General features: G+C 65.2%; 26 protein-coding genes. 14 read left to right on the top strand and 12 right to left on the bottom strand.

What is annotated here, in order from left to right; translation table 11 throughout:
• Positions 1-485 precede the first annotated feature (485 nt).
• Positions 486-1,043 carry a hypothetical protein gene (locus QW881_RS17915; protein ID WP_315755508.1) on the bottom strand — a complete coding sequence of 186 codons (558 nt, stop codon included), beginning with the start codon at positions 1,041-1,043 and terminating at the stop codon, positions 486-488.
• Positions 1,044-1,790: 747 nt separating this feature from the next.
• Here QW881_RS17915 and QW881_RS17910 point away from each other — a divergent pair.
• The 3 genes from QW881_RS17910 (at position 1,791) to QW881_RS17900 (ending at position 4,263) form a co-directional block, all read left to right on the top strand.
• Entirely contained in the window at positions 1,791-2,777 is a 987-nt protein-coding gene (locus tag QW881_RS17910; RefSeq protein WP_315755509.1) for an IS481 family transposase, read from the top strand.
• A 532-nt stretch (positions 2,778-3,309) separates the two neighbouring features.
• Positions 3,310-3,516: a hypothetical protein gene (locus QW881_RS17905; protein WP_315755510.1), complete on the top strand. Its 207-nt coding sequence runs from the start codon at positions 3,310-3,312 to the stop codon at positions 3,514-3,516.
• A gap of 123 nt (positions 3,517-3,639) precedes the next feature.
• On the top strand, positions 3,640-4,263 hold the full coding sequence (locus QW881_RS17900) for a LysE family translocator (protein WP_315755511.1): 624 nt from the start codon (positions 3,640-3,642) through the stop codon (positions 4,261-4,263).
• 347 nt (positions 4,264-4,610) lie between these two features.
• Here the strand turns inward: QW881_RS17900 and QW881_RS17895 are convergent, their stop codons facing one another.
• Positions 4,611-6,248 (bottom strand): isocitrate lyase, encoded by a 1,638-nt coding sequence (locus QW881_RS17895; RefSeq protein WP_315755512.1) that lies wholly within the window; start codon positions 6,246-6,248, stop codon positions 4,611-4,613.
• Positions 6,249-6,392: 144 nt separating this feature from the next.
• Here QW881_RS17895 and QW881_RS17890 point away from each other — a divergent pair, with 144 nt between their 5' ends.
• The 4 genes from QW881_RS17890 to QW881_RS17875 all read left to right on the top strand — a co-directional run bounded on the left by QW881_RS17890 (position 6,393) and on the right by QW881_RS17875 (position 9,512).
• Complete coding sequence (locus QW881_RS17890; RefSeq protein ID WP_315755513.1) at positions 6,393-7,868, top strand: short-chain fatty acyl-CoA regulator family protein; 1,476 nt, start codon at positions 6,393-6,395, stop codon at positions 7,866-7,868.
• Positions 7,869-8,027: 159 nt separating this feature from the next.
• Complete coding sequence (locus tag QW881_RS17885) at positions 8,028-8,438, top strand: hypothetical protein (protein WP_315755514.1); 411 nt, start codon at positions 8,028-8,030, stop codon at positions 8,436-8,438.
• 136 nt (positions 8,439-8,574) lie between these two features.
• The gene (locus QW881_RS17880) at positions 8,575-8,988 is read left to right on the top strand and encodes a response regulator (RefSeq protein ID WP_315755516.1); all 414 of its coding nucleotides are present in this window, start codon (positions 8,575-8,577) and stop codon (positions 8,986-8,988) included.
• A gap of 95 nt (positions 8,989-9,083) precedes the next feature.
• Positions 9,084-9,512, top strand: a complete 429-nt coding sequence (locus QW881_RS17875; protein ID WP_315737881.1) for a group II truncated hemoglobin — start codon at positions 9,084-9,086, stop codon at positions 9,510-9,512.
• Positions 9,513-9,524: 12 nt separating this feature from the next.
• On the opposite strand, the gene QW881_RS17870 is transcribed toward QW881_RS17875, so the two are convergent.
• The 5 genes from QW881_RS17870 to QW881_RS17850 form a co-directional block, all read right to left on the bottom strand.
• The gene (locus tag QW881_RS17870) at positions 9,525-9,719 is read right to left on the bottom strand and encodes a hypothetical protein (protein WP_315737880.1); all 195 of its coding nucleotides are present in this window, start codon (positions 9,717-9,719) and stop codon (positions 9,525-9,527) included.
• A 47-nt stretch (positions 9,720-9,766) separates the two neighbouring features.
• Positions 9,767-10,153, bottom strand: a complete 387-nt coding sequence (locus tag QW881_RS17865; protein ID WP_315712048.1) for an NUDIX hydrolase — start codon at positions 10,151-10,153, stop codon at positions 9,767-9,769.
• A gap of 144 nt (positions 10,154-10,297) precedes the next feature.
• Positions 10,298-11,200 carry a hypothetical protein gene (locus QW881_RS17860; protein ID WP_315755518.1) on the bottom strand — a complete coding sequence of 301 codons (903 nt, stop codon included), beginning with the start codon at positions 11,198-11,200 and terminating at the stop codon, positions 10,298-10,300.
• A gap of 283 nt (positions 11,201-11,483) precedes the next feature.
• A complete protein-coding gene (locus QW881_RS17855) occupies positions 11,484-11,621 on the bottom strand; it encodes a hypothetical protein (RefSeq protein ID WP_315755519.1) in 138 nt (45 codons plus the stop codon).
• Positions 11,622-11,667: 46 nt separating this feature from the next.
• On the bottom strand, positions 11,668-11,916 hold the full coding sequence (locus QW881_RS17850) for a hypothetical protein (protein ID WP_315755520.1): 249 nt from the start codon (positions 11,914-11,916) through the stop codon (positions 11,668-11,670).
• Positions 11,917-12,238: 322 nt separating this feature from the next.
• On the opposite strand from QW881_RS17850, the gene QW881_RS17845 reads away from it, so the two are divergent.
• Positions 12,239-12,592 (top strand): DUF6481 family protein, encoded by a 354-nt coding sequence (locus tag QW881_RS17845; RefSeq protein ID WP_316158536.1) that lies wholly within the window; start codon positions 12,239-12,241, stop codon positions 12,590-12,592.
• Between the two features lie 110 nt (positions 12,593-12,702).
• Here QW881_RS17845 and QW881_RS17840 read toward each other — a convergent pair whose 3' ends face one another.
• Positions 12,703-12,942 (bottom strand): pentapeptide MXKDX repeat protein, encoded by a 240-nt coding sequence (locus QW881_RS17840; RefSeq protein ID WP_315755521.1) that lies wholly within the window; start codon positions 12,940-12,942, stop codon positions 12,703-12,705.
• A gap of 364 nt (positions 12,943-13,306) precedes the next feature.
• Between QW881_RS17840 and dctP the strand changes: the two genes are divergently transcribed.
• Genes dctP through QW881_RS17825 form a run of 3 tightly spaced genes read left to right on the top strand, consistent with a single transcriptional unit; the run spans position 13,307 to position 16,233 of the window.
• The gene (gene dctP, locus QW881_RS17835) at positions 13,307-14,329 is read left to right on the top strand and encodes a TRAP transporter substrate-binding protein DctP (RefSeq protein WP_315755522.1); all 1,023 of its coding nucleotides are present in this window, start codon (positions 13,307-13,309) and stop codon (positions 14,327-14,329) included.
• Between the two features lie 3 nt (positions 14,330-14,332).
• A complete protein-coding gene (locus tag QW881_RS17830; protein ID WP_315737875.1) occupies positions 14,333-14,878 on the top strand; it encodes a TRAP transporter small permease in 546 nt (181 codons plus the stop codon).
• Positions 14,875-16,233: a TRAP transporter large permease gene (locus tag QW881_RS17825; RefSeq protein WP_315755523.1), complete on the top strand. Its 1,359-nt coding sequence runs from the start codon at positions 14,875-14,877 to the stop codon at positions 16,231-16,233. The genes QW881_RS17830 and QW881_RS17825 overlap by 4 nt, the downstream gene beginning before the upstream one ends.
• A gap of 66 nt (positions 16,234-16,299) precedes the next feature.
• Here the strand turns inward: QW881_RS17825 and QW881_RS17820 are convergent, their stop codons facing one another.
• The 3 genes from QW881_RS17820 to QW881_RS17810 are packed head-to-tail and all read right to left on the bottom strand — an operon-like array spanning position 16,300 to position 20,854.
• Complete coding sequence (locus QW881_RS17820; RefSeq protein WP_316158537.1) at positions 16,300-17,214, bottom strand: hydroxymethylglutaryl-CoA lyase; 915 nt, start codon at positions 17,212-17,214, stop codon at positions 16,300-16,302.
• Positions 17,215-17,237: 23 nt separating this feature from the next.
• Positions 17,238-19,244 (bottom strand): acetyl/propionyl/methylcrotonyl-CoA carboxylase subunit alpha, encoded by a 2,007-nt coding sequence (locus tag QW881_RS17815; RefSeq protein ID WP_315755525.1) that lies wholly within the window; start codon positions 19,242-19,244, stop codon positions 17,238-17,240.
• Between the two features lie 2 nt (positions 19,245-19,246).
• The gene (locus QW881_RS17810; protein ID WP_315755526.1) at positions 19,247-20,854 is read right to left on the bottom strand and encodes a carboxyl transferase domain-containing protein; all 1,608 of its coding nucleotides are present in this window, start codon (positions 20,852-20,854) and stop codon (positions 19,247-19,249) included.
• Between the two features lie 328 nt (positions 20,855-21,182).
• On the opposite strand from QW881_RS17810, the gene QW881_RS17805 reads away from it, so the two are divergent.
• Positions 21,183-21,827: a TetR/AcrR family transcriptional regulator gene (locus QW881_RS17805; RefSeq protein WP_316158538.1), complete on the top strand. Its 645-nt coding sequence runs from the start codon at positions 21,183-21,185 to the stop codon at positions 21,825-21,827.
• Between the two features lie 13 nt (positions 21,828-21,840).
• Positions 21,841-22,326 carry an Lrp/AsnC family transcriptional regulator gene (locus QW881_RS17800; RefSeq protein WP_315737869.1) on the top strand — a complete coding sequence of 162 codons (486 nt, stop codon included), beginning with the start codon at positions 21,841-21,843 and terminating at the stop codon, positions 22,324-22,326.
• A 16-nt stretch (positions 22,327-22,342) separates the two neighbouring features.
• Here the strand turns inward: QW881_RS17800 and QW881_RS17795 are convergent, their stop codons facing one another.
• A complete protein-coding gene (locus tag QW881_RS17795; RefSeq protein WP_315737868.1) occupies positions 22,343-22,648 on the bottom strand; it encodes an ETC complex I subunit in 306 nt (101 codons plus the stop codon).
• A 222-nt stretch (positions 22,649-22,870) separates the two neighbouring features.
• Between QW881_RS17795 and QW881_RS17790 the strand changes: the two genes are divergently transcribed.
• Complete coding sequence (locus QW881_RS17790; protein WP_315755528.1) at positions 22,871-24,013, top strand: OpgC domain-containing protein; 1,143 nt, start codon at positions 22,871-22,873, stop codon at positions 24,011-24,013.
• The last annotated feature ends 42 nt before the right edge of the window (positions 24,014-24,055 follow it).

Below are 24,055 nucleotides of genomic sequence, written 5' to 3'. Positions count from 1 at the left end.
AAACAAGGCACGATAGTCGTCGTGGCAACCCCACTGTCACAGAAATTATCGTGTCTCACTTAAGGGGGGCAGTCCAGTGCACTTAACTCTACGCGTTCCGGCTCCCGCATTGACGTGTATGGCTGGGGCAAGCTCGGCCATGGGCTGCCCCGAGCGCTCGCCCTGCCGCAGCATGCGTTCACCGCGATTCCGAACCGGGATCCCTCCTGACTTCAACATGCGAATTATTCCAGCAACTCCCGGACGCAGGAGGCAACCCAGGCCCCCCCCCCCAACAGTCCGCTGCCGGCGAGTCGATGGTCCCATTGGAGCCCCGCATGCCCCATCGCATTGACGAGAGCCTTGTAGGTGATCAGGAAGAGCACCGAATTACGGTGACAGTGCACTAAATTTGAATCCGCCCGCCGATCGAATGAGTTCTGTGCACTGCCACCGCAACTGAGTGTCACCGCAACCGTAACCGCCAATGACGAAAGATCCGTCCCTCACCTGCCGGAGGGATCGGCCTCCAGCACGACCTTCGCCACGGGATAACGCCAGTCGTTCTTCGTGTTATCGGCGGCGGCATCGATGCCTGCCACGATGACCGCACCGAGGATACCGCCGTTGACGCCGCTGGCCAGACGAGCCTGGCGCGTCGCATCGAAGGGTGCGACCGTGATCATCCGCTTTTGATAGCCGGGCTTTTGGCAGGTCACGGCAAGCGTGCTCGACTGTCCGCGATAGAGCGGCACGCGCACCTTCGCGGGGCTCGTCATGGTTGCGCTGAAACCGGAGGCTTCCAGTGAGCAGGAGGCCCCGGCCATCTCGACCTCGCCCTGGCCGGGATTGTGAAACGTTCGCACTTCCACAAGCTGGTCACCCGCGAACTCGGGCACGCTTGCGTCGGTTCGGCGCTTCGGCTCGTAGACGTCGATTCCTCGGCTGCCCGTGCTGGACCTGATGTCGGTCACATTGTTGACCGCAAGCGGCGCAGCACACCCGCCAAGACACGCCCCTCCAAGGATGGCCACCCAGGTGGCCAGCCAACGCAAACAGTCCATTTGAGCCCCCACAGCACCCCTACTGTTGTTGACCAGCGGTAGCAGGGGCCGATCTGGGGAACAATAGCCGCAACCTCAGGGGGAATAGAGCGACTATCAAAAACCAATGACGTTGCGGACAGGACACAGTCGCTGTCGTCCCCCAGCATCAAATACGTCGGTGGTCATGTGTCAGACGATCGCCAGCGGCGGGAATTCAGGGCCATCAACATGACGCGGTTGCTCCGCCACAACCTTCCGCGCGATCAATGCCAGGGCGGCGCGTTCAGTACCTGCACAGGTTGCAGTGACCGGTGGGCATCCCGGATCATGGCGCGACGGCGCTGCGCTTTCCAGCAACATGTGCTGTGAGGATGCGCGGACAAACTTATTTCATCAGGCAGCTCAACACGATCACCCCTGTCCAGTCCGCTTCTGAAAAATATTCCTCTTCCTTTTTTCCGAAATTCATGATTGACTGTCCCCATCCCGTGCTCCTCGAGAGGGGCGGATCGCGATCGTCACGGACGTTGGGCGCGGGATGCGGTGGCCGCAGGCGGGTCGCAGCGTGCTTGAGGCGCGCGGACGAACGACTCCGTGCGGACGTGAAATCGCGTGGTCCTGGCGCCCCGAAGCTGGCGCCAAGTCCTGGGGGTGATGATCCCCGAGGGCGACGGTGGCTATCTGTGGTCTTCCAGGAGGTTGTCCATCCGGTCTGAACCGAGGAAGCTGAGGTTGCGAAGCTTCAGTGTTCCAAGGAGAGACCAGATGGACGTCCACAAGAATGCGCCTATGACACCGAAAGGTCGAGAGGCGATGGTGCGGAGTGTCGTTGAGGGTGGGCTGAGCTATGCTGAAGCTGCTTACCAGTACAATACGACGCCGAAGACCGTAGCCAAATGGGTGAAGCGGTTCCGCGAGGAAGGTGTCGAGGGATTGCTCGATCGCTCCTCCAGACCGCACTCATCGCCAGGCCAAACCACTGCTGCCACATGTACCGCTATCGAGGCTTTGCGCCGTCAGCGCCACACGGGCAAGCAGATTGCGGCTGAGGTTAAGGTGTCGCCGGCCACGGTCAGCCGCGTTCTGCGACGACTGGGGTTGAACCGAATCCGTGATCTGGAGCCGATCGAACCCGTGCGTCGCTATGAGCACGCTGCGCCGGGCGAGATGATCCATATCGATATCAAAAAGCTCGGCCGTTTCGCGCAAAGCGGCCATCGCGTCACCGGCAATCGGAACGGCTATAGTCATTGTCGCGGACTTGGCTGGGAGTACATGCATGTCTGCATCGATGACCACTCCCGTGTCGCCTTTTCACAGCTCAAGCCTGATCAGACCGCCGAGAGTGCTGTTGCGTTTCTCAAGGCCGCTGTCGCTCACTACAAGAGCTTGGGCGTTACCGTCACCCGCGTCATGACCGACAACGGTGGCTGCTATATCGGCTTCGATTTCGATAAGGCCTGCCGCGATATTGGTCTCAAGCATATCCGCACCAAGCCCTACACGCCCAGAACCAATGGCAAGGCTGAGCGCTTTATCCAGACAGCGCTCCGGGAGTGGGCCTATGCACACACCTATCCCACTTCCGATCAGCGCGCCGCGCAACTGCCCATCTGGCTGCACCAGTATAATTGGCACCGGCCTCACGGCGGCATAAACTCCCAGCCGCCTATCAGCAGACTCGGTTTAACCGAGGACAACCTCCTGAGGCTCCACAGCTATCAAGCCGGACACCGGGGAGATCGCGTATAAGCGTGAAGACCATCGCGCGGGGAATGCCGGATGATCCGGCTGAACCTGTGGTGACTGCCGCCTGCTTTTTCTTCTGCAGGCGGGCCATGGGTGAGGCCCTCACCCGGCATTCCCCGCGCCCTCTGTTCGATCGGGGGCGAACGATGAGCATAGCTCGGGCGCGAAACGCGTCGCGACGATGCCTGATCGCGTCCCCTGCCCGGCAACCGCCCCTGCGTCGTGATGAGGTTCAGATGGCCCGGCCGATTGGTCGTCCTACGACAGGACTGAGCGCAGTCGCCCGTTGCGTCCCCGCGGTGCGGACGCACGCGGCTTTCAATCACCGGCTGCCGGGAGCGCGCGCACGAACAGCAACAAGATCTTACATGGCGACATCCGACCTGCGCAAAAGCGCCGCGTCCGCGGCGTGTGTTCGCATGTGTGGCCGCACGCGATCGAACCGATGGCGATCGTCGCGGTGCAGCCGCGATCGCGTCAACCGTATCGTGAGGAAGTCCCGATGTCGTCACCCACGCCCACAGGACGGCGGGCCATGCTCGTCCTGCTCGCCGTTCTCCTCCTCGGCAACATCGCCGCCATCATCGCCTGGCCGTCGCATTGCGGCACGAGCCCACGGCTCACGATCGGCGCCGTCGTGCTCGCCGGCTGCGGCGAGGCCGGCGCCGCCGGTCCTCACCTCGAGGCGATGCGGCGGCCGCATCGGGCGCCCGAGCCGGTTGAAATGGCGAGGGCTCCCTGACATCGTGGCCGTCACCCGTGGTCAGCGATCAGCAGCCCGCCGAGATCGAGCGCGACGACGCGTTGAGGCTGCTGCCGCGCCTTGCGGGCTGACGCGCCTCGTCTCGCCCAAGGAGCTTCCCCGATGTCCTACGCCTTCCTCTTGACCTCGCTGATCGTGGTGGCCTCGCCCGGCACCGGCGTGCTCTACACGCTCGCGGTGGCGCTGACGAAGGGGTCGCGGATGAGCGTCGCCGCGGCGTTCGGCTGCACGCTCGGCATCATCCCGGCGATGCTCGCCGCGATCGTAGGGCTTGCCGCCGTGCTGCACACCAGCGCGCTGGCCTTCGCCGCGCTGAAATGGTGTGGCGTTGCGTATCTCTTGTACATGGCCTGGCAGACGCTCGGTGAGCGTGGCGCGCTCTCGGTGGAGGCCAAGGATGACGCGAAGGACGCGGCGCGCTCGGCCGGGCGCGTGGTGCTGACCGGCTTTTTGATCAACATTCTCAATCCCAAGCTGTCGATCTTCTTCCTCGCCTTCCTGCCGCAGTTCATCGCCGCGAACGAAGTGCATCCGCTCGCCGCCATGCTCGAGCTGTCGGCCACGTTCATGGCGATGACATTCGCGGTGTTCGTCGTCTACGGACTGTTCGCCTCGGCGGTGCGCGATCGCGTCGTCAGCCGCCCCCGGGTGATGGCGTGGCTGCGCCGCGCCTTCGCCGGCGGCTTTGCTTTGCTTGGCGCCCGGCTGGCGCTGAGCGAGCGGTGAGGGCGGCCGATCAAGGGGGGCTGACGGCTCATGGCGACGGGAATACGACCTTCGCTCCTCACCCTGAGGAGCCCGCCGCAGGCGGGCGTCTCGAAGGGCGAGGCCCGCGCTGTGGCCTCATGGTTCTCACGGCGATGCAAGAGCATCGCCGGAACGCGCCGCAAGGGCGGCGCTCCTCACCATGAGGGGTGGGGGTCCGAGGCCGCCGCTGCACGTTGACCACGAGTAGCGCGCTTATGATGGGAGTATCGAGTTGCGCCTTGGAAAGCCTGCGCAAAAACAAAACCCGCCCGGAGCGGTGCCGCTCCAGACGGGTCGTGTTAGTTCAACAATTCAGCAGGACTGTATCAGCCGAACTGGTTCATCGTGTTGTGCGCGCCGCCGGCCTTCAGCGCCTTGTCGCCAGCAAAGTACTCCTTGTGGTCGTCGCCGATGTCGGAGCCGGCCATGTTCTGGTGCTTGACGCAGGCGATGCCCTGGCGGATCTCGGCGCGCTGGACGTTCTTGACGTAGCCCAGCATGCCCTGCTCGCCGAAGTACTCGCGGGCGAGGTTGTCGGTCGAGAGCGCGGCCGTGTGGTAGGTCGGCAGCGTGATCAGGTGGTGGAAGATGCCGGCGCGCTTGGCCGAGTCCGCCTGGAAGGTGCGGATGCGCTCGTCGGCTTCCTTCGCCAGCGGGGTGTCGTCGTACTCCGCCTTCATCAGCTCGGCGCGGTTGTACCTGCTGACGTCCTGGCCCGCCTCCTTCATCGCGTCATAGACCTGCCAACGGAAGTTGAGGGTCCAGTTGAACGACGGCGAGTTGTTGTAGGCGAGCTTGGCGTTCGGGATCACCTTGCGGATGCGGTCGACCATCTTGGCGATCTGCTCGATATGCGGCTTCTCGGTCTCGATCCACAAGAGGTCGGCGCCGTTCTGCAGCGAGGTGATGCAGTCGAGCACGCAGCGGTCCTCACCGGTGCCGGGACGGAACTGGTAGAGGTTGGAGGGCAGCCGCTTCGGACGCAGCATCTTGCCGTCACGGTTGATGATGACGTCGCCGTTGCGGGCGTTCGCGGGCGTCACCTCCTCGCAGTCGAGGAAGCTGTTGTACTGGTCGCCGAGATCGCCGGGCTGGCTGGAGAAGGCGATCTGCTGCGTCAGGCCGGCGCCGAGCGAGTCGGTGCGGGTGACGATGATGCCGTCCTCGACGCCGAGCTCCAGGAAGGCGTGGCGGCAGGCGCGGATCTTGGCCAGGAAGACGTCATGCGGCACGGTGACCTTGCCGTCCTGATGGCCGCACTGCTTCTCGTCGGAAACCTGGTTCTCGATCTGCAGCGCGCAGGCGCCCGCCTCGATCATCTTCTTGGCGAGCAGATACGTCGCTTCCGCATTGCCGAAGCCGGCGTCGATGTCGGCGATCACAGGGACGACGTGGGTCTGGAAGCCGTCGATCTTGGCGATGATCTCCGTCTCCTTCGCCTTGTCGCCGGCCTTGCGGGCTGCGTCCAGCGTGCGGAACAGGTCATTGAGCTCGCGCGAGTCGGCCTGGCGCAGGAAGGTGTAGAGCTCCTCGATCAGCGCGGGCACCGAGGTCTTCTCGTGCATCGACTGGTCCGGCAGCGGACCGAACTCGGAGCGCAGCGCCGCGATCATCCAGCCGGAGAGATAGAGGTAGCGGCGGTCGGTCTTGCCGAAATGCTTCTTGATCGAGATCAGCTTCTGCTGCGCGATGAAGCCATGCCAGCAGCCCAGCGACTGGGTGTACTTGGTGCTGTCCTCATCATAGGCGGCCATGTCGGCGCGCATCACGGCGGCGGTGTAGCGGGCGACGTCGAGGCCGGTCCGGAAGCGGTTCTGCAGGCGCATGCGCGCCACGGCCTCGGCGGTGACGCCGTTCCAGGTCGGGTTGGTCTCGAGCAGCGCGCGCGCCGCCTCGACCTCGGCCTGGTAGGACGAGGGGCCCTGGAGAGCCTGGTCGTTCAGTCCACGCGGTTGAAAGTTCATGTCCGTGATCCCTTGGTTAAGGACAACCTGGGACCTGTTGTAAGCACCCGGCGCGAGCGGACCAGACATTGCGCGGAAAACTTGTCACACTTTACAAACATCTCGTGTATAGCTGTAAGGAGATTACAAGACCGGGATTTGGCCATGACCACAGCCACGGCACGATCGATCTTCATGGGCCCGCGCCTGCGCCGCCTGCGGCGCGAGCTCGGCCTGACCCAGGCCGATATGGCCGCCGACCTCGAAATATCAGCGCCTTACGTGGCGCTTTTGGAGCGGAACCAGAGGCCGGTGACGGCCGACATGCTGCTGCGGCTGGCGCGGACCTACAAGATCGACCTCGCCGATCTGGCCGGCGACGGCGGCGCCGATCACACCGCGCGGATGCAGTCGGTCCTGAAGGACCCGATGTTCTCCGACATCGACATCCCCGCGCTGGAGATTTCCGACCTCGCCGTCAGCTATCCCGGCATGACCGAAGCCTTCCTGCGCCTCTACACGGCGTATCGCGAGGAGCAGCTCGCGCTGGCCGAGCAGCGCGCGCCGGCGCTGGCCGGCACTGCGCCGCGGCCGGGCAACGACGGTTTCGACGCCAACGATCCCGTTGCCGACGTCCGCCGCTTCCTGGCCGCCCGCCGCAACAACTTTGCCCAGCTCGACGATGCCGCCGAGCGCCTCGCCCAGGCCATCTTCCAGGGGCCGCCGACCGGGTCCCCGCAGGTCTCGGCGGGGCCGGCCGGCTTCATCGAGCGCTTTCGCGCGCGGCACAATCTCCAGGTCCGCTACATGCCACCGAACGTCATGCTCGGCTCGCTGCGGCGGCTCGACCTGCACCGGCGGCAGCTCCTGATCGAGGACTCGCTGGACAGCGCCAGCCTGAAATTCGAGCTCGCCCGGCAGCTCGCTTATCTCGAGCTCGATACCGAGATCGGCGCAGCGCTCGAGGACGGCAAGTTCGCGAGCAAGACCGCCGAGCTCTTGGCGCGGCGCGCGCTCGCGGCCTACGCGGCGGCTGCGATCATCATGCCCTATTCGATCTTCGCGAAGGCCGTCGATGCGAGGGCCTATGATCTCGAGGCGCTGGCGCGGCAGTTCGGCACCAGCTTCGAGCAGACGGCGCATCGCGTCACCACCCTGCAGAAGCCGGGCGCCGAGAAGATCCCGTTCTTCCTGATCCGGGTCGATCCCGCCGGCAACGTCTCAAAACTGCTCGACGGCGCCGGCTTCCCGTTCGCGCGCCACGGCGGCGCCTGCCCGCTGTGGTCGGTGCACGGCATCTTCAAGACGCCGCGCCAGATCGTGACGCAATGGCTGGAGCTGCCGGACGGCCGCCGCTTCTTCTCGATCGCGCGCACCGTGACCGCCGGCGGCGGCTCCTACGGCGCCGTCCGGGTCGAGCGGGCGATCGCGGTCGGCTGCGCGGCCGAGCATGCGGGCCAGTTGATCTACACCCGCGACGGCCACGGGCCTGATGCCGACGCGCCGACCCCGATCGGCGTCGCCTGCCGGGTCTGCCACCGCCCGAAATGCGCGGCGCGCTCGGCGCCGCCGATCGGGCGCGAGATCCTGCCGGACGATTTCCGGACGTCGTCGGTTCCGTTCGGCTTCTCGGCGGATTGAGCATGGGCCGGCAATGGAACAAGGAGCTGGTCGGCGGCCGGGATGGCGGGCGAAAATCCGCCAAAACGGGCTGCAAATCGGCTGGGACGCCATGGCCCTTGACGGAACAGCCATAAACCGGACAAAGATTGCGCCAAAATGTCGCGGCGGAGATTGGCCATGAGATACGTCGACGGCGCTGTGATGTTCCTCAGTCTGTGGCTGCTGGCATCGATGGTCCTCGACGCCGTGACGCCGCCCGAGCTGAACTTCTACATGATCGGCCCGATCATTGCGCCGGCCGCGATCATCACCGGCTTCCTGTACTGGCTTCGCATCCCCTCCCGCGACTTCGTGCTGGCGTCCGCAGCCATCTGGATGGTCTGCGAGATGACGATGGAGATGATCACCCCCAAGCCGCTGTCGCCGCTGCTGGCGGTGGCCGCCGTCGCGCCGCTGCTGGTGGCCGGGATCCTCCTGCACGTCCAGCACTGGCGCCAATCGAGCGGCCGCTCGCCACCGCCCGCTTCGGCGCCGACGACCAATCTGCCGGGCTCCTCCAACGCGATGCCGAGCCGGCGGCCGTTCTGAGAGCCGCGCCGGCAATGGTGGATAGCGTGCAGATCCTCCCGCTGTTCTACGGGACTGGTTGTTTACGAGGAAATCAGAAACCCCCTCTTAAGCTCCGCCGGTCCATCAGAAGCCGACACACAGCCGCGCGGGGACCATGCTCAACGAACTTCTCGTGATCGAAGATGCCGACGTTCATCTGTCGATCCTGCGCAAGATCGCCGTGCAGGCGGGCTTTGCGACGACCGGCGTGAACTCGGTCGACGGCGCGATGAACGTGCTGCGCCGGCGCAACTTCGAATGCATCACGCTCGACCTGAATCTGGGCGAGCGCTCCGGCACGGAGGTGTTGCAGCTGTTGGCGGACATCAAATCCCGCACGCCGGTGCTGATCATCAGCGGCTCCGACGATCAGACCCGGGACGTCACGGTCCGCGCCGGCAAGATCCTCGGCCTCAACGTCTATCCGCCGTTCTCCAAGCCGGTCGACCTCGCTTTGCTCCGACAGACGCTGCGCCAGATCGCCGCCGACACCGACCGGCAGCGCCGCGTCAAAGCCAGCATTCGCTAGCCCGAACGCTCGCTCGTTTTCCCGCTTGATCCAGATCAAGGCGCCATACCTCTGCCGCTTGTTGGCTGCAGAGGGACGAGCGGAAACGAGATGCGATGACGGCAGCGAATTCAGCCAACGAAGCAGAAGCAGTTGTGATCGAAGCGACGCCCTATGAGCTCGTGGGCGGCGAGGCTGGCGTGCGCCGTCTGGCGGAGCGCTTTTACACCATCATGGACCAAGAGCCCGGCGCCAGCCGCATCCGGGCGATGCACGACGCCGATCTTGGTCCGATCAAGCAGTTGCTGTTCGAATTTCTCAGCGGATGGCTCGGCGGGCCGGCGCTCTATTTCGAGCGGGCCGAGCATCGCTGCATAATGTCGGCGCACCGTCCGTATCCGATCGGCGATGCCGAGCGCGACGAGTGGATGACATGCATGCGCCGCGCGATGTTCGATTGCGACATCACCGGCGACATGTATGCACTGCTTGATCAAGCGTTCCTGCGGATGGCGAACGCATTCCGGAGCCGCCAGGCGAGCTGACCGGAGCTCCCATCAGTCCGACTTGGTGGCGGCCTCCCGCGCCAGACGCTCGGCCCTGAGCCGCTCGCGGTTGGCGTAAAAGGCCCGCTGGGCCGCCTCGTGATCGCGCATGGCCTGCTCGGCATCAGCCCTGCGGGTGGCGTCACGCGCCCGACGCTCTTCCGGCGTAAGGACGCGAGGCTGTCTGTCTGTGCTATCGTAAGGCATGGGCAGATAACGCCCAAGCGGCCGGGATGTTCCCAGCATACGATGGTTCAGTCCGACTTTCGTGGAAACAGCTGGTCGCGGATGTAGCGCGACGTCGGCGTCAGGCTGAGTCCGTAGGGCTTCTGCCACACCGCGCGGTCGATCTCCTTCTTGTCTCCGATCTCCAGGCGGCCTTTGGCATGCTTGGCGATGAAGATGGCGTCGCTCATCTTGCGGCCCGACCGCTTGTTCTTGGCGGTGACTTCCTTCCACAGCCGCAGGCGGCCGAGCTTGAGCTTCGGAAGCTCCTCCTTGATCTCGCGCTTCAGGCAATCCTTCGCCGTTTCCTGCGCGCGTTTGCGGCCACCCGGAAACATCCAACGTCCATCGGCCCGGCGCCGGACCAGGAGAACCCTTCCGCCCTTGGCGGCAACCAGCTTGGACGCCTTGGTCATGGCTCCGGAACTCTCACCTCTCGAACAATGAAGCGGAGTCTATCAAGATTCGCTCCCACTCCTGCTCCGGAGCTTTGCGGAGATTCGGCCAGGACCGCGCGTCCGCCGAGCAGGCTCGACCGCAGCGCTCCCCGTCGGCAGCGCTCAGTAGCAGGAGCGCGGATCGACCGCGACATACTCTCCCGACGGATAGCGATAGTAGCAATTGCCCTGCGACAGATAATAGCCTGGTCGCGCCGCAGCCGTCGCGCCGGCGATAGCGCCGGTGGCACCACCGAGCACGGCGCCCGCCGCGGCACCGCCCGCCTTGCCGGTGAGGATGCCGCCGAGCACCCCGCCGATGATCGCGCCCCCGAGCGCGCTGGCGCCCGGATCGACTTCGGCCGAAGGCGGCGCCGGCTCGTAGGCAACCGGCGGGGGCGCCTCGTAGGCCGCCGACGGTGCATAGACCACATCGTCAGCATAGTCCTCCGACACGTAGGTCGGCGGCCCTTCCATGGGCTCGGGATAATAGTACCAGACGCCACCGACGTCCCACCACCAGCCGGGACGGCCGTTATGAACCTCGTGCCGCCATCGGCCCCCCGCCCAGCCGACCCGGCCGCGATAAGACTGCCCACCATAGTCGCGCACCGCGACCCTGCCGTGCGCATAGCGCGCATCCGGTCCCCGCCCGATCGCCGCCGGACCCGGGCCTGCGGCGTAGCCAGGGCTGGCTCCCGGCGGACGTCCCTGCTGCGCCACAGGCGCTGGCGGACGTCCTTGGGGCGCAACGGCAGCCCGCGGCGGTGCGGCCGGCTGTGCTCCCTGCGGCTGGCCGGCCATGGGGCCGGCTTGCCGCGGAATCTGGACATGGGGCTGACCGCCCGGTTGCCCACCCTGGGCTGGCGCTTGGCGGATGACACCCGGCGAGCGGGCCTGGGGCGAATGCCCGGCGCCAGGACCAGCCTGGTCCTGGGTTTGCGCCCCGGCTTGGGCGGGGATCGCGACCGCGGTCAGGATTGCGATCGCGGGCAGCCACCGTGTGCTCTGGTTGGACAACGTCATTCTCCCCTACCCCTTTGATCGCCCGCCGTCTGCGTTGGTTGCCGCGCAGTGCGGGGTGCGATGCGGACTGATGAACCCCGGCTCGCCGGCTTCGGCTTGTATGGTCCGCACACACCATAATTTGCGCGACAAACGGGTAAAATCCCGACTATTTTGCGGCCAAGTCAACCTGCTGCCGTCAACCTGCTGCCCTCAGGTTAACCGAGACGCAGCCTGATTCGCCTCTCCGATCGTGCAACCTCGCTTGCGCGGTCTTGCCGATCCGGTTCGAGCTGATCGGCGGTCACCGGTCGGGCACGATCACGTTGCAGTTGGTTCGTCCCGACATCAGACAATCCTGCATCCGGCTTGCGGAGGTCAGGCTGCGGGCCAACCACAAGCCGAAGGCCACCACGACCGCCGCGAACACGAGTCCCGCCACGGCGCCGCGTCGCCCGTTATCCGGCCCCTGCGTACTCATCGGTGCCCTAAGCGGCCCGCAGGCCAGCGGCCTCACCGTGCGGTTGCTGCTGCTGCTGGCGCGATGCCGGCGAGATCGACTCGATCCGCGTGCAGCTCGTCACCCAGAACAGCTGCCCGCATTCCCATTCGGAACCCAGCACACCGGCCGAAACGGGCCTCGGGCGGGCGAGGACCGCGGTCATCACGCATGCGCTGACCACGAGAGCGACGAGCGCGAGGCCGAGCGCCATGCGCCCACGGCGAACAGAGGTCATGCCGGTCAACTCCGTTGGATGTCGCACCCGGGCGGTGCGCTGGTGCCGCGAGGCGTGAAGCGACTCACAGCCCGCCGACCTGCGTCAGCGACGGGGGTGCTTACATAGCCTCCGGCGAACGCCATGCAAGCGCCGGGCAGGTCGGATGTGGAGGAGCGGCGATAAAGCATTTGTCATCGACGCATGCGATCCTATACACACGGGCTCGCGTCGGCCTCCGCTCGTGTTCACGACATCGTGGAAGAATTGCCTGGCGGCGCGTGCAGCCCCTGACCGACCACACCCTGACCGAACACCCAACTAGCGAAGTGACGACGTCTCCATGAGAGGATTCAAGGAACCTGGATTTGCCGATCGGCAGAAGGCCGCACAGCAGGCCCGCCAGAGCATCGTGCAGAAGTTCAAATCGCAGCCGGGACCGGACGATCCCGAAGTCGTGAAGCGACGGCAGGAGCGCGAAGCCGCCGCCGCCCGCCGCGAGCAGCAGCGATTGGAGCGCGAGGCCACCAAGGCCGAGCAGAAGCGTCTCGAGGAAGAGGCCAAGGCCGCCGAGAGTGCCCGGCTTGCGCGCGAGGCGGAAGAACAAGCCGCCCGTCTGGCCGAGATGGAAGCCGAGCAGAAGGCGAAGCGCGATGCGCGCTACGCCGCGCGCAAGGCCCGTGGAAAGAAGAAGTAAGCAGCGACGCTGCCACCACGAGTCGTCGCAGCCGGCATCGCTGCGATTCCTCATTCATCGGCGATGGGACTGATACGGTCGTCCCATCGCACGATGACGTGCGAGACGCGTCAGTTCTTCTTCATCATGCCGTCGTCCTTCTTCATCCCGTCCTTGGACATGGCATCGTCCTTCTTCATGGCGTCCTTCGCCATCGAGTCCTTCTTCATGCCGTCGTGGGACATCGCGCCCTTTTTCATCCCATCGTCCTTGCTCATCTTGTCCTCCGCGAATGCCGCCGGCGCGACGGCCACGTTGAACGCGAGTGCGGCAGCGGAGATTCCGAGGATGAGGCGGCTACGATTGGTCATGATGATCGCTCCTTCGTATGACGGGTTCGACGGCGACGGACGCGCCGTTCTTGGACATCGACGTTCCGATGAAGGCGATTGTTACGAGCGCGGACGAGAATCTTTGTTCGATCAAATTTGACTCGAATGCGCCCTCTTCTGGAATCAACGACACAATTTTGCCCGGCAAAACCATGTTAGTACAACCAGCGCAAGGGATTCACAGGCCGGCACGTGCGCCGCAGCAATATGTCGCTTCCCATGCATTTGGCCTCGAACGAACTGTCTAGTTCGGCTAGAGGTAAGTCCGGCAAATTGGCTGGTATAAGTCACGCCAACGAACCGGGGTCGGGAACCCAACCAGAAGTTGTCCAGGGGAAATCTCATGCTATCACGCCGTCATGTCATCGCATCCGCGCTCGCTGCGCCGGCCATTCTGCGTTTTGGAACCGGTACGGCCCACGCGGCAACGACGCTGAAGATCTCCCACCAGTTTCCCGGCGGCACCATCGACAAGGGCGATTTCCGCGACCGGCTCTGCCGGGTGTTCTCGGAGGAGGTTGCGAAGCGCTCCGGCGGCGAGATCGCGACCGAGATCTATCCGAACTCCTCGCTGATCAAGACCGTCGCGCAGTTCTCCGCCATGCGGAAGGGCGCGCTCGACATCAGCCTCTATCCGATGCCCTATGCCGGCGGCGAAGTTCCCGAGACCAACATCGCGCTGATGCCCGGGCTCGTTACGAACTACGATCAGGGCATGCGGTGGAAGAGCGAGCCGGTCGGCAAGACGCTAAGCGATTTCCTGGCCGACAAGGGCATCATCTTGCTGACCTGGGTCTGGCAGGCGGGCGGAGTCGCCAGCCGATCGCGGCCGCTGGTGACACCCGACGATGCCAAGGGCATGAAGGTGCGCGGCGGCTCGCGCGAGATGGACATGGTGCTGCAGACCGCCGGCGCCTCGGTGCTGTCGGTTCCATCGAACGAAATCTACACCGCGATGCAGACCGGTGCCTGCGATGCCGGCATCACCTCGTCGACCAGCCTGATCTCGTTCCGCCTGGAAGAAGTGTCGAAGGCCCTCACCTCCGGAGCCAAGGCGTCGTACTGGTTCATGCTCGAGCCGCTGATGATGTCCAAGGCCTCGTTCGACAAGCTGCCGAAGAACCAGCAGGACATCCTCCTCGCGGTCGGCGCGGAGATGGAGGCGTTCGGGCGCAAGGGCGCGCAGGACGACGACATCGAAGTTGCCAAGGTCTATGAAAAGGCGGGCGCCAAGGTTGTGGAGCTCGATGTCGAGACCGTCAACAAATGGCGCGACATTGCCCGTGACACGGCCTGGAAGGACTATGGCGGCAAGTCTGCGAACTGCGCCAAGCTCCTCAAGCTCGCTTCCGACGTCGCGGCCTGATTGATGCACGCGCCCGTCATCGATACCGAGGCCACGACAGCCATCGGCGCCAGCGGTCCGCTGGCGCCGCTCCAGCGTGTTGTCTCGCTGCTCAATCGCATCATCGTCGTTCTGGCCGCGTTCGCACTGGTCGCGGCCTGCGTCATCCTGAGCTACAGCGTGGCGGGCCGTGCATTGTTCAAGGCCGCCAACTACTGGCAGGACGAAGCCGCCGTGTTCTTGCTCGTCGGCGCCACCTTCATGACTGCGGCCTATGTGCAGGAGCATCGCGGCCACGTCAGCATCGAAGCCTTCGTTGGGCTGATGTCGCCGCTCGCCAACAAGATCAGGCTCTGGCTGGTCGACGTCGCGAGCTTCTTGTTTTGTGCCTTCTTCACCTGGAAATCCTGGACCCTGACACACGAGGCCTGGGTCGATGGCCAGGTCTCGAATTCGATGTGGTCGCCGCCGCTGGCGATTCCTTACGGCCTGATGGCCGCCGGGATGACCCTGCTGTGCCTGCAGATGCTGCTGCAGATCGTGGCCCCGCTGACCGGAGCGCGTCGATGAGCGTGTTCGGAATTGGGGTTGCCTACGGACTCTCGACCCTGTTTGCGATGTTCGCGGGCATGCCGATCGCGTTCGCGCTCGGCGCCGTCGCCGTCGTATTCATGGCCATCTACATGCCGGCCGCGTCGCTCGATACCGTCACGCAGAACGTCTACGAGGAGATGGCGTCGATCACGCTGCTGTCGATCCCGCTGTTCATCCTCAAGGGTGCCGCGATCGGCCGTTCCCGCGCCGGACAGGATCTCTATTCTGCGCTGCACGCCTGGCTGCATCGCGTGCCCGGCGGATTGGGCGTCGCCAACGTGTTTGCCTGCGCGCTGTTCGCGGCGATGGCCGGATCGTCGCCGGCGACCTGCTCGGCGATCGGCTCGGCCGGCATTCCCGAGATGCGCAAGCGCGGCTATTCCGGCGGCTTCGCCGCCGGCATCATCGCCGCCGGCGGCACGCTCGGCATCCTGCTGCCGCCGTCGATCACGATGATCCTGTTCGCGATCGCCGCGGAGAAATCGCTGGGACGGCTGTTCCTGGCCGGCATCGGCCCCGGATTGCTGCTGGTCACGCTGTTCGGCGTCTATGCCGTCGTGCGCTTCCGCCAGGAATACGCGCGCGCAAAAACGGTCTATGAGAAGTCGGGCACCTGGTCGGACATCCTGATCAAGGACGAATACACGATGGCGCAGCGCTTCTCTGTGCTGCCCCGCGTGATCCCGTTCGTGCTGCTGCTGACTGGCGTCATGGTTGCGCTCTATGGCGGGTTGGCCACGCCGTCGGAGACGGCAGGTCTCGGCGGCATCCTGGCGCTGGTGCTGATTGCGATCATCTACCGGGTCTGGAGCCCAACCGACCTCGCGCCGATCATGAAGGCGACGCTGCGCGAGTCGACCATGCTGATGCTGATCATCGGCATGTCGCTCTTGTACTCCTACGTGATGAGCTACCTGCACATCTCGCAGTCGGTGGCGGAATACATCGTCGCCATGCACCTGCCGCGCTGGGAGCTGCTCGCCGCGATCCTGCTGATGGTGGTCGTGCTCGGCTTCTTCCTGCCGCCGGTGTCGATCATCCTGATGACGGCGCCGATCATCCTGCCGCCGCTGCGCGCGGCGAACTTCGACATCATCTGGTTCGGCGTGGTGATGACGATCGTCATGGAGATGGGCCTGATCCATCCGCCGGTGGGTCTCAACATCTTCGTCATCAGAAACGTCGCGCCGGACATCCCGCTGCGGGAGGTGATCTGGGGCACGCTGCCGTTCGTGCTGCTGATGATGGCCGCCGTGCTGCTGCTCTGCTTCGTGCCGCAGATCTCGACGGCGCTGCCGGATCTCGTGATGGGGCCGGATCTGAGCCGCTGACGCGGCGGCGAATGGCGAATGGGGAGTGGCGAATAGGGGATATAGCGAATGGGCCTTCCCTATTCGCTAGCCGCCATTCGCTACTCGCCTCATCTTCGCATTCAGTGCCGCTGCAACACGGCTGACCGGTGGCCGGCCGAGCAGCCGGCTGATTTCGTTGGTGGCGGCCAGCAGTTTCGTCATGTCGACGCCGGTGCGGATGCCCATGCCTTCGAGCATGTAGACGACGTCCTCGGTCGCGACGTTGCCGGTCGCGCCCGGCGCGAACGGGCAGCCGCCGAGGCCGCCGGCCGCGGCATCGATGACGCGGACGCCCTCCTCCATGCCCGCATAGAGATTGGCCAGCGCCTGGCCGTAGGTGTCGTGGAAATGCATCGCCAGATGCGTCACCGGCACGTCGCCGCAGACAGCGCGCAGCATCTGCCTGGTCTTGAGCGGCGTGCCGACGCCGATGGTGTCGCCGAGCGAGATCTCGTAGCAGCCGAGGTCCCACAGCGCCTTGGCGACATCGGCGACGGCCTGCGGCCTGATCTCGCCTTCATAGGGGCAACCCAGCGCGCAGGAGACGTAGCCGCGCACCCGGATGCCGTCGGCCTTGGCGTGGGCGATCACCGGCTTGAAGCGCTCCAGCGACTCTTCGATCGAGCAATTGATGTTGGCGCGGGAGAAGCTCTCGGAGGCCGCGGTGAAGACCGAGATCACCTTGGCGCCGGCAGCGTGCGCGGCCTCATAGCCCTTCACGTTGGGAACCAGCACGTGGAATTCGCCGGGCAGCGCGGCCACGCTGCGCATGACCTCGTCCGATCCCACCATCTGGGGGATCGCCTTGGGCGAGACGAAGGCGCCGACCTCGACCGTGGTCAGCCCTGCGTCCACCAGCGCACGGACAAAGGCGATGCGATCGGCCACGCTGATCGGCGTCTTCTCGTTCTGCAGGCCGTCTCGCGGGCCCATTTCGATGATGCGCACGCTTTCGCTCATGCCGACCTCTTCGGGTTCGAGGATCAGGCGGACGGTTCGAGGTCCGCCAGTTCGACGCCTTCCTGCACGATGTCGCCGACCTTGCACTTGATCGCCTTGAGCCGGCCTGCGAACGGCGCCCGCAGGGTCTGCTCCATCTTCATGACTTCGAGTGTCAGGATCGCCGCGCCCTTCTCCAGGACCGCACCTTCCTGCGCGAGCAGCGCCACCACGGTCCCCGGCAACGGCGCCACGATCTTGTCCTCGCCGGCCTGCTCCTCGTCGTCACCGCCGAACGGATCGATCCAATGCAGATCGAAACGGCCGTTGCGGGTTCGCAGGTACAGTTCGTGGCCCTCGATGACGGCCACCACATGGGATTTGACGCCGTCGCGCACAAGGTCGAAGCCGCCGTCGTCGGTCGGAAGTGCCGAGAACGAGGTCTCACGGCCCTCGATCGACAGGCGCTGCACGCCCGGACCATAGGCCAGCGTCACCGTCCGCGACCCCGCTCCGGCGCCCTGGCGGAACGAGAACATGCGCTGCCGCAGTCCCACCGGCATCCAACCGGATGCGCGCCACGGCGATCCCTGCTCCTTCACGGCCACGGTCTGCTCGTCGATGAGAATGGCCGCGACGGCGGCACAGAGCTCGACGTCGCCGGCCACCGCCCCTGACTGGGTTAGATGCGTCAGACGGCGCTCGATGAAACCGGTGTCGATCGCGTTCGCCACGACGTCGGGATGCGTCAGCAGCGCCGACAGGAACGGGATGTTGCTGACGATGCCGCGGACGTCGGTGTCCTCCAGGCCGCGGTTGAGCCGCTCGATCGCGACCTCGCGGGTCGGCGCCCAGGCAATCATCTTGGCGAGCATCGCGTCGTAATAGGGCGAGACCGCATCGCCCTCGCGATAGCCGGCATCGATGCGCAGGCCGCCGGTTTCAGCAGGAAGCCGCCAGGTCTTGATCGTGCCGACTGAGGGCATGAAGTTCTTGGCGGGATTTTCCGCGTAGACGCGGGCCTCAATGGCATGACCATGCAACCGGATCTGGTCCTGCGTCAGCGGCAGCTCTTCGCCGAAGGCGACGCGCAACTGCCATTCGACGAGATCGACGCCGGTGATCAACTCGGTGACGGGATGCTCGACCTGCAGGCGTGTATTCATCTCGATGAAGAACACGTCGCGGCCGTCGGAGACGAACTCGATGGTGCCGGCGCCGACATAGTTCACCGCGCCCGCCGCGCGCCTCGCCGCCGCGCAGACCGTCTCCCGCTGCTCCGGCGTCAGCGTCGGCGACGGCGCCTCCTCGATCACCTTCTGGTGCCGACGCTGCAAGGTGCATTCGCGCTCGAACAGCGACACCAGATTGCCGTGGCTGTCGCCGATGATCTGCACCTCGATGTGGCGCGGGTTCTGGACGAATTTCTCGATCAGCACACGGTCGTCGCCAAACGCCGCCTTGGCCTCGCGCTTGGCGCTGGTGACGGCATCAGCGAGATCGCCGGCTGCATTGACCACGCGCATGCCGCGGCCGCCGCCACCGGCGGAGGCCTTGATCAGCACGGGAAAGCCGATCCGCGCGGCTTCATTGGCGAGCGTCGCCTCGTCCTGCGCCTCGCCGTGATAGCCGGGCACCAGCGGCACGCCGGCCTGCTCCATCAGGAATTTGGAGCCGGACTTGGAGCCCATCGCGGTGATCATCGCGGCCGTCGGCCCGACGAACACCAGGCTCGCGTCGAGACAGGTCTGCGCGAATTCGGCGCTCTCGGACAGGAAGCCATAGCCGGGATGAACCGCCTCGGCGCCTGTCTGCCTTGCAGCCTCGATCAAGCGCTCGATGTTGAGATAGGAATCGCGGGCGCGTGCGGGGCCGAGCAGCACCGCCTCGTCGGCGAGCGCGACATGCAGCGCGTTTCGATCCGCCTCAGAGTAGACCGCGACGGTCTTCAATCCCATCGCGCGTGCCGTGCGGATGACGCGCACGGCGATCTCGCCGCGGTTGGCGATCAGGAGCTTGCGGAAACGGCGATACAATCCGGGACGAACCATGATCACATCCTGAACAGGCCGAACCTAGTCGGCTCGACCGGGGCATTGGCGGCGGCAGACAATCCGAGGCCAAGCACGAGGCGGGTATCGGCGGGATCGATCACGCCGTCGTCCCACAGCCGCGCCGTCGCGTAGTACGGATTGCCCTGCGCCTCGTATTGCGCACGGATGGGGCTGCGGAATTTCTCTTCCTCCTCCGTGGGCCAGCTCTCGCCCTTGGCCTCGATGCCATCGCGGCGGACCTGGCTCAGCACCATCGCCGCCTGCTCGCCGCCCATCACCGAGATGCGCGCATTCGGCCACATCCAGAGGAAGCGCGGCGCATAGGCGCGGCCGCACATGCCGTAGTTTCCTGCGCCATAGGAGCCGCCGATCACGACGGTAAACTTCGGCACTGCGGCGGTCGCGACCGCCGTCACCAGCTTGGCGCCGTCGCGTGCGATGCCCCCGGCCTCGTATTTCTTGCCGACCATGAAGCCGGTGATGTTCTGCAGGAACACCAGCGGGATGTTGCGCTGGCAGCACAGCTCGATGAAGTGCGCCCCCTTCAGCGAGCTCTCGCTGAACAGGATGCCGTTGTTGGCGATGATGCCGACCGGATGGCCCCAGATATGCGCGAAGCCGCACACCAGCGTCTGGCCGTAGAGCTTCTTGAACTCGTCGAACTCCGAGCCGTCGACCACCCGCGCGATGATGTCGCGCACGTCGAACGGCTTGCGGCCATCGACCGGCACGACGCCGTAGATCTCTTCCGCCGTATAGCGCGGCTCGCGCACCTCGCGCATGTTCAGCGCGCTGCGCGCGCCCGGCGGCTTCAGCGTGCCGACGATGCGCCGCGCGATGCCGATCGCGTGCGCGTCGTTCTGCGCATAGTGATCGGTCACGCCCGACTGCCGCGAATGCACGTCGGCGCCGCCGAGCTCCTCGGCGCTGACCACCTCGCCGGTTGCCGCCTTCACCAGCGGCGGGCCGCCCAGAAAAATTGTGCCCTGGTTGCGCACGATGATGCTCTCGTCCGACATCGCCGGCACATAGGCGCCGCCCGCCGTGCACGAGCCCATCACGATCGCGATCTGCGGAATGCCGGCCGCCGACATCTGCGCCTGGTTGTAGAAGATGCGGCCGAAATGCCGCTCGTCGGGGAAGATCTCATCCTGCAGCGGCAGGAACGCGCCACCCGAGTCGACCATGTAGACGCAGGGCAGATTGTTCTGCCGGGCGATGTCCTGGGCACGCAGATGCTTCTTCACCGTCATCGGGTAGTAGGTGCCGCCCTTGATGGTGGCGTCGTTGGCGACGACGACGCATTCACGGCCGGCAATGCGGCCGATGCCGGTGACGATGCTGGCCGAGTGGACGTCGCCGCCATAGAGCCCGTGTGCGGCCAATGGCGACAGTTCGAGGAACGCCGTTCCGGGATCGAGCAGCAGGTCGACGCGCTGGCGCGCCAGCATCTTGCCGCGCGACAGGTGCCGGTTGCGCGAGGCTTCGCCGCCGCCCTCGGCGACCTGCGCCAGCTTTGTTCTGAGGTCGGCGACCAGCGCGCGCATGGCGTCGGCATTGCGGGCGAAATCGGAGGACGATGGATCGATCGTGGAATGAAGCGTCATGACCGGCGTCTTCGTTGCGAGGCTGGAGGGGGAAGCCGTGGGAGCACGCGTCAGAGCGGTCGCGGCCGTCCAGGCCGCTGCGAGGCCGGGTGTACCATCTTTGCCCGCATGCTGTCCTCCCTGCCCGCCGGCGGCCCGGTTTGCGGCCATCCGTCCTTCTCGAATTAAACGATCATACGTTTTTAAATTCTATTCTCAAGCGGATTGTTGTAGGGTCCGGGGCGAGCAGCATTTGCTTGAGACCACGGAATTTTCAGACTTCACTACGGGACCCCCTACCGTGGCGGATCCGCCGCGATCGGCACCGGGACGGTCCAGCGAGGACGAGATGGCGCGCACGATCGGGTCGCATGGTCCGACGACGATGGAGGCGATCCGCAAGGCCGGCCTGCGGCTGATCTTCCAGCACGGCTATGAGGCCATGAGCCTGCGCCAGCTCGCCGCCGAGGTCGGCATCCAGCCAGGCTCGCTCTACAATCACATCAGCACCAAACAGGAGCTGCTGGCGGAGCTGATCCAGGACCACATCAACGACCTCCTGCGCGAGCTCGAACAGGCGCTGCGCGGCATCCAGGGTCCGGTCGAACGTCTCAGGGCGTTCGTCGCCTTCCACGTCGGCTATCACATGACCCGAAAGCGCGAGGTCTTCATCGCCAACTCGGAGCTGCGCAGTCTCGATCCCCGCAACTATGAGGCGGTGGTAGCGCTGCGCGGCGCCTATGAGTGCCGGCTGGCCGACATCCTCAGCGACGGTGTGGCGCAAGGCGTGTTCGACGTCGACGACATCCAGGTCGCGACCTTTGCCATCATCGCGCTCTTGACCGGGCTGTGCAGCTGGTACCGTCCGGGCGGCCGGCTCAGCAAGGAGACGATTATCGCGGCCCATGAGAAGCTCGTCCTCTCCGGCGTCATGCCGCGCACCGCCGGGCCTGCGCAGGCCGGCGGCGGCCGGCCTGATCACCCGACCGGCTGAACGGGCCGCGCCGATGGCTGGCAGCCCGGAGCTCGACGCGATCGATCGCAGGATCCTGGCGGAGCTCCAGGCCGACGGCCGGATCCGCATCAACGAGCTCGCCGGCCGGGTGGGGATCTCGCATCCGAACTGCCTGCGCCGCGTGCGGACGCTGCGCAATAGCGGCGTGATCAAGTCCATCCGCGCCAGCATCGACGAGCGGTCGCTGGGCTATGAGGTCGTAGCGTTCGTGTCGATTCAGCTCGACAGCCAGCACCAGACGGCGCTGGAGGCGTTCGAGGCCGCGATCGTGCCGTTGCCCTGGGTCCAGCAATGCTGGCGGCTGTCGGGAGATGCGGATTTTCTGCTGAAATGCGTGTCGACCGGGGTCGAAGGCATGAGCCGCCAGCTCCGCCAGTTCGCCGCCCTGCCCGGCGTCCGGGCCATCAGGAGCTTCCCGGTGCTCGGCCTGTCCAAGGACGCGCCGCTGCCCATCCCCGGCGGGCTGCTGAACGGATGATGGCCGTGTCGGCCCCTCAATGCGTCCAGGGCTCGCCGCGGCGGAACGAGAAATTGTCGGCATAGGCGATCTGCCGCTTCACCGGCTCCTTCGGCTCGATCACCTCATAGGGAATGCCCTTGCGTTCGCAATAGGCGATCGCCTCGTCCTTGGTGTCGAAGCGCAAGGTGACCTGCTGCTTCATGTCCGAGGACGACGTCCAGCCCATCAGCGGCTCGACCGAACGCGGCTGCTCCGGCTCGTAATCCAACTGCCAGTCCCGGGTCTTGGCCTTGCCCGATTGCATCGCGTTCTTGGCGGGCTTGAAAATGCGTGCGGTCATGGCTGGTAGAGCCCCTGGAAGCTGCGGTCGTCATGCGTTTGGCGGAAACGGCCGGGATGGGTTACAGGCAAGCTTCAGCACGGAACGGTGATTCCCATCCTGGACATGACCGTTTATCGTGCTCCGTATAGTCATTCTGCCGTCCCGTGACAATCTCGGTCGACTGCCACGGCGCCTCTGCCCCCCGACGTTTTCCATTCAAAACAGTGCGTTGAAGCGGCCATGAAAATCAATGCCACGCTGCCCGAGCGAGGGCGCGACCTTCGGCTCGACCTGTTTCGCGGAATCGCCAACTGGGCGATCTTTCTCGATCACATCCCCGACAATGTGGTGAACTGGATCACCACGCGGAATTACGGCTTCAGCGACGCCGCCGACCTGTTCGTCTTCATCTCCGGCTATACCGCCTCGTTCGTCTATGCGCGCATGATGATCGATCGCGGCTTCATCGTCGGCGCCACCCGGCTGTTCAAGCGGGTGTGGCAGCTCTACGTCGCCCACATCGTGCTGTTCGTGATTTATATTGTGGCCATCAGCTATCTGGCGACGCGCTTCGGCGTTTCCGAGATCATCGACGAGTTCAACGTCGCAGGCCTCGTCGACCACGCCAGCGATACGCTGGCCCAGGGGCTGATCCTGAAGTTCAAGCCGGTCAATCTCGACGTGCTGCCGCTCTACATCGTGCTGATGGGCTTCTTCCCGCCGGTGCTGTGGATGATGCTGCGCCAGCCCGACCTGACCATGATCGCCTCGATCGTGCTCTGGCTCCTGGCGCGGCAGATGGGCTGGAATTTTGCGGCCTACCCGGCCGGCACCTGGTACTTCAATCCGTATTGCTGGCAGGTGCTGTTCGTGTTCGGCTCATGGTGCGCGCTCGGCGGCGCCCGCCGCTCGATGGGCATCATCATGGCGCCGGCCACGCTCTATTTCTGCATCGCCTATATGGTGCTCGCACTGGTCATGACGATGGCCGGCCGCTTCCCTGAGCTCGGATCGATGTTTCCGAACTGGCTCTATTCGGCCTTCAATCCCAACGACAAGACCAATCTCGCGCCGTACCGCTTCCTGCATTTCGTGGTGATCGTCATTTTGGTCATCCGTTTCGTGCCGAAGGAATGGCCGGGCCTGGAGTGGAAGGCGCTCGATCCCCTCGTCGTCTGCGGCCAACAGTCGCTGGCGGTGTTCTGCGTCGGCGTGTTCCTGTCCTTCATCGGCCACTTCACCCTCATGCTGAGTTCAGGTTCGCTGCTGGCGCAGATCCTCGTCAGCGCGGCGGGCATCGCGATCATGACCACCGTGGCCTACTACATCTCCTGGTCGAAGCGGCAGGACAAGCCGCTGCCGAAGCCGCCTGCGCCGAAGTAAACCCCGCACATCAGGGGCGCGGGGGGGGGGGTCCCGCGTCCG

This window comes from Bradyrhizobium sp. SZCCHNS3016 (genome assembly GCF_032484535.1).
Classification (GTDB): Bacteria; Pseudomonadota; Alphaproteobacteria; order Rhizobiales; family Xanthobacteraceae; genus Bradyrhizobium.
Note: the sequence above shows the minus strand (reverse complement) of the source record. Positions and strands in the feature narration are given on the sequence as shown.

Coding starts and splice junctions, on each gene's coding strand:
- QW881_RS17915 (WP_315755508.1), bottom strand. CDS start 1,043: ATGGACTGTTTGCGTTGGCTGGCCACCTGGGTGGCCATCCTTGGAGGG.
- QW881_RS17910 (WP_315755509.1), top strand. CDS start 1,791: ATGGACGTCCACAAGAATGCGCCTATGACACCGAAAGGTCGAGAGGCG.
- QW881_RS17905 (WP_315755510.1), top strand. CDS start 3,310: ATGCTCGTCCTGCTCGCCGTTCTCCTCCTCGGCAACATCGCCGCCATC.
- QW881_RS17900 (WP_315755511.1), top strand. CDS start 3,640: ATGTCCTACGCCTTCCTCTTGACCTCGCTGATCGTGGTGGCCTCGCCC.
- QW881_RS17895 (WP_315755512.1), bottom strand. CDS start 6,248: ATGAACTTTCAACCGCGTGGACTGAACGACCAGGCTCTCCAGGGCCCC.
- QW881_RS17890 (WP_315755513.1), top strand. CDS start 6,393: ATGACCACAGCCACGGCACGATCGATCTTCATGGGCCCGCGCCTGCGC.
- QW881_RS17885 (WP_315755514.1), top strand. CDS start 8,028: ATGAGATACGTCGACGGCGCTGTGATGTTCCTCAGTCTGTGGCTGCTG.
- QW881_RS17880 (WP_315755516.1), top strand. CDS start 8,575: ATGCTCAACGAACTTCTCGTGATCGAAGATGCCGACGTTCATCTGTCG.
- QW881_RS17875 (WP_315737881.1), top strand. CDS start 9,084: ATGACGGCAGCGAATTCAGCCAACGAAGCAGAAGCAGTTGTGATCGAA.
- QW881_RS17870 (WP_315737880.1), bottom strand. CDS start 9,719: ATGCCTTACGATAGCACAGACAGACAGCCTCGCGTCCTTACGCCGGAA.
- QW881_RS17865 (WP_315712048.1), bottom strand. CDS start 10,153: ATGACCAAGGCGTCCAAGCTGGTTGCCGCCAAGGGCGGAAGGGTTCTC.
- QW881_RS17860 (WP_315755518.1), bottom strand. CDS start 11,200: ATGACGTTGTCCAACCAGAGCACACGGTGGCTGCCCGCGATCGCAATC.
- QW881_RS17850 (WP_315755520.1), bottom strand. CDS start 11,916: ATGACCTCTGTTCGCCGTGGGCGCATGGCGCTCGGCCTCGCGCTCGTC.
- QW881_RS17845 (WP_316158536.1), top strand. CDS start 12,239: ATGAGAGGATTCAAGGAACCTGGATTTGCCGATCGGCAGAAGGCCGCA.
- QW881_RS17840 (WP_315755521.1), bottom strand. CDS start 12,942: ATGACCAATCGTAGCCGCCTCATCCTCGGAATCTCCGCTGCCGCACTC.
- dctP (WP_315755522.1), top strand. CDS start 13,307: ATGCTATCACGCCGTCATGTCATCGCATCCGCGCTCGCTGCGCCGGCC.
- QW881_RS17830 (WP_315737875.1), top strand. CDS start 14,333: ATGCACGCGCCCGTCATCGATACCGAGGCCACGACAGCCATCGGCGCC.
- QW881_RS17825 (WP_315755523.1), top strand. CDS start 14,875: ATGAGCGTGTTCGGAATTGGGGTTGCCTACGGACTCTCGACCCTGTTT.
- QW881_RS17820 (WP_316158537.1), bottom strand. CDS start 17,214: ATGAGCGAAAGCGTGCGCATCATCGAAATGGGCCCGCGAGACGGCCTG.
- QW881_RS17815 (WP_315755525.1), bottom strand. CDS start 19,244: ATGGTTCGTCCCGGATTGTATCGCCGTTTCCGCAAGCTCCTGATCGCC.
- QW881_RS17810 (WP_315755526.1), bottom strand. CDS start 20,854: ATGACGCTTCATTCCACGATCGATCCATCGTCCTCCGATTTCGCCCGC.
- QW881_RS17805 (WP_316158538.1), top strand. CDS start 21,183: ATGGCGCGCACGATCGGGTCGCATGGTCCGACGACGATGGAGGCGATC.
- QW881_RS17800 (WP_315737869.1), top strand. CDS start 21,841: ATGGCTGGCAGCCCGGAGCTCGACGCGATCGATCGCAGGATCCTGGCG.
- QW881_RS17795 (WP_315737868.1), bottom strand. CDS start 22,648: ATGACCGCACGCATTTTCAAGCCCGCCAAGAACGCGATGCAATCGGGC.
- QW881_RS17790 (WP_315755528.1), top strand. CDS start 22,871: ATGAAAATCAATGCCACGCTGCCCGAGCGAGGGCGCGACCTTCGGCTC.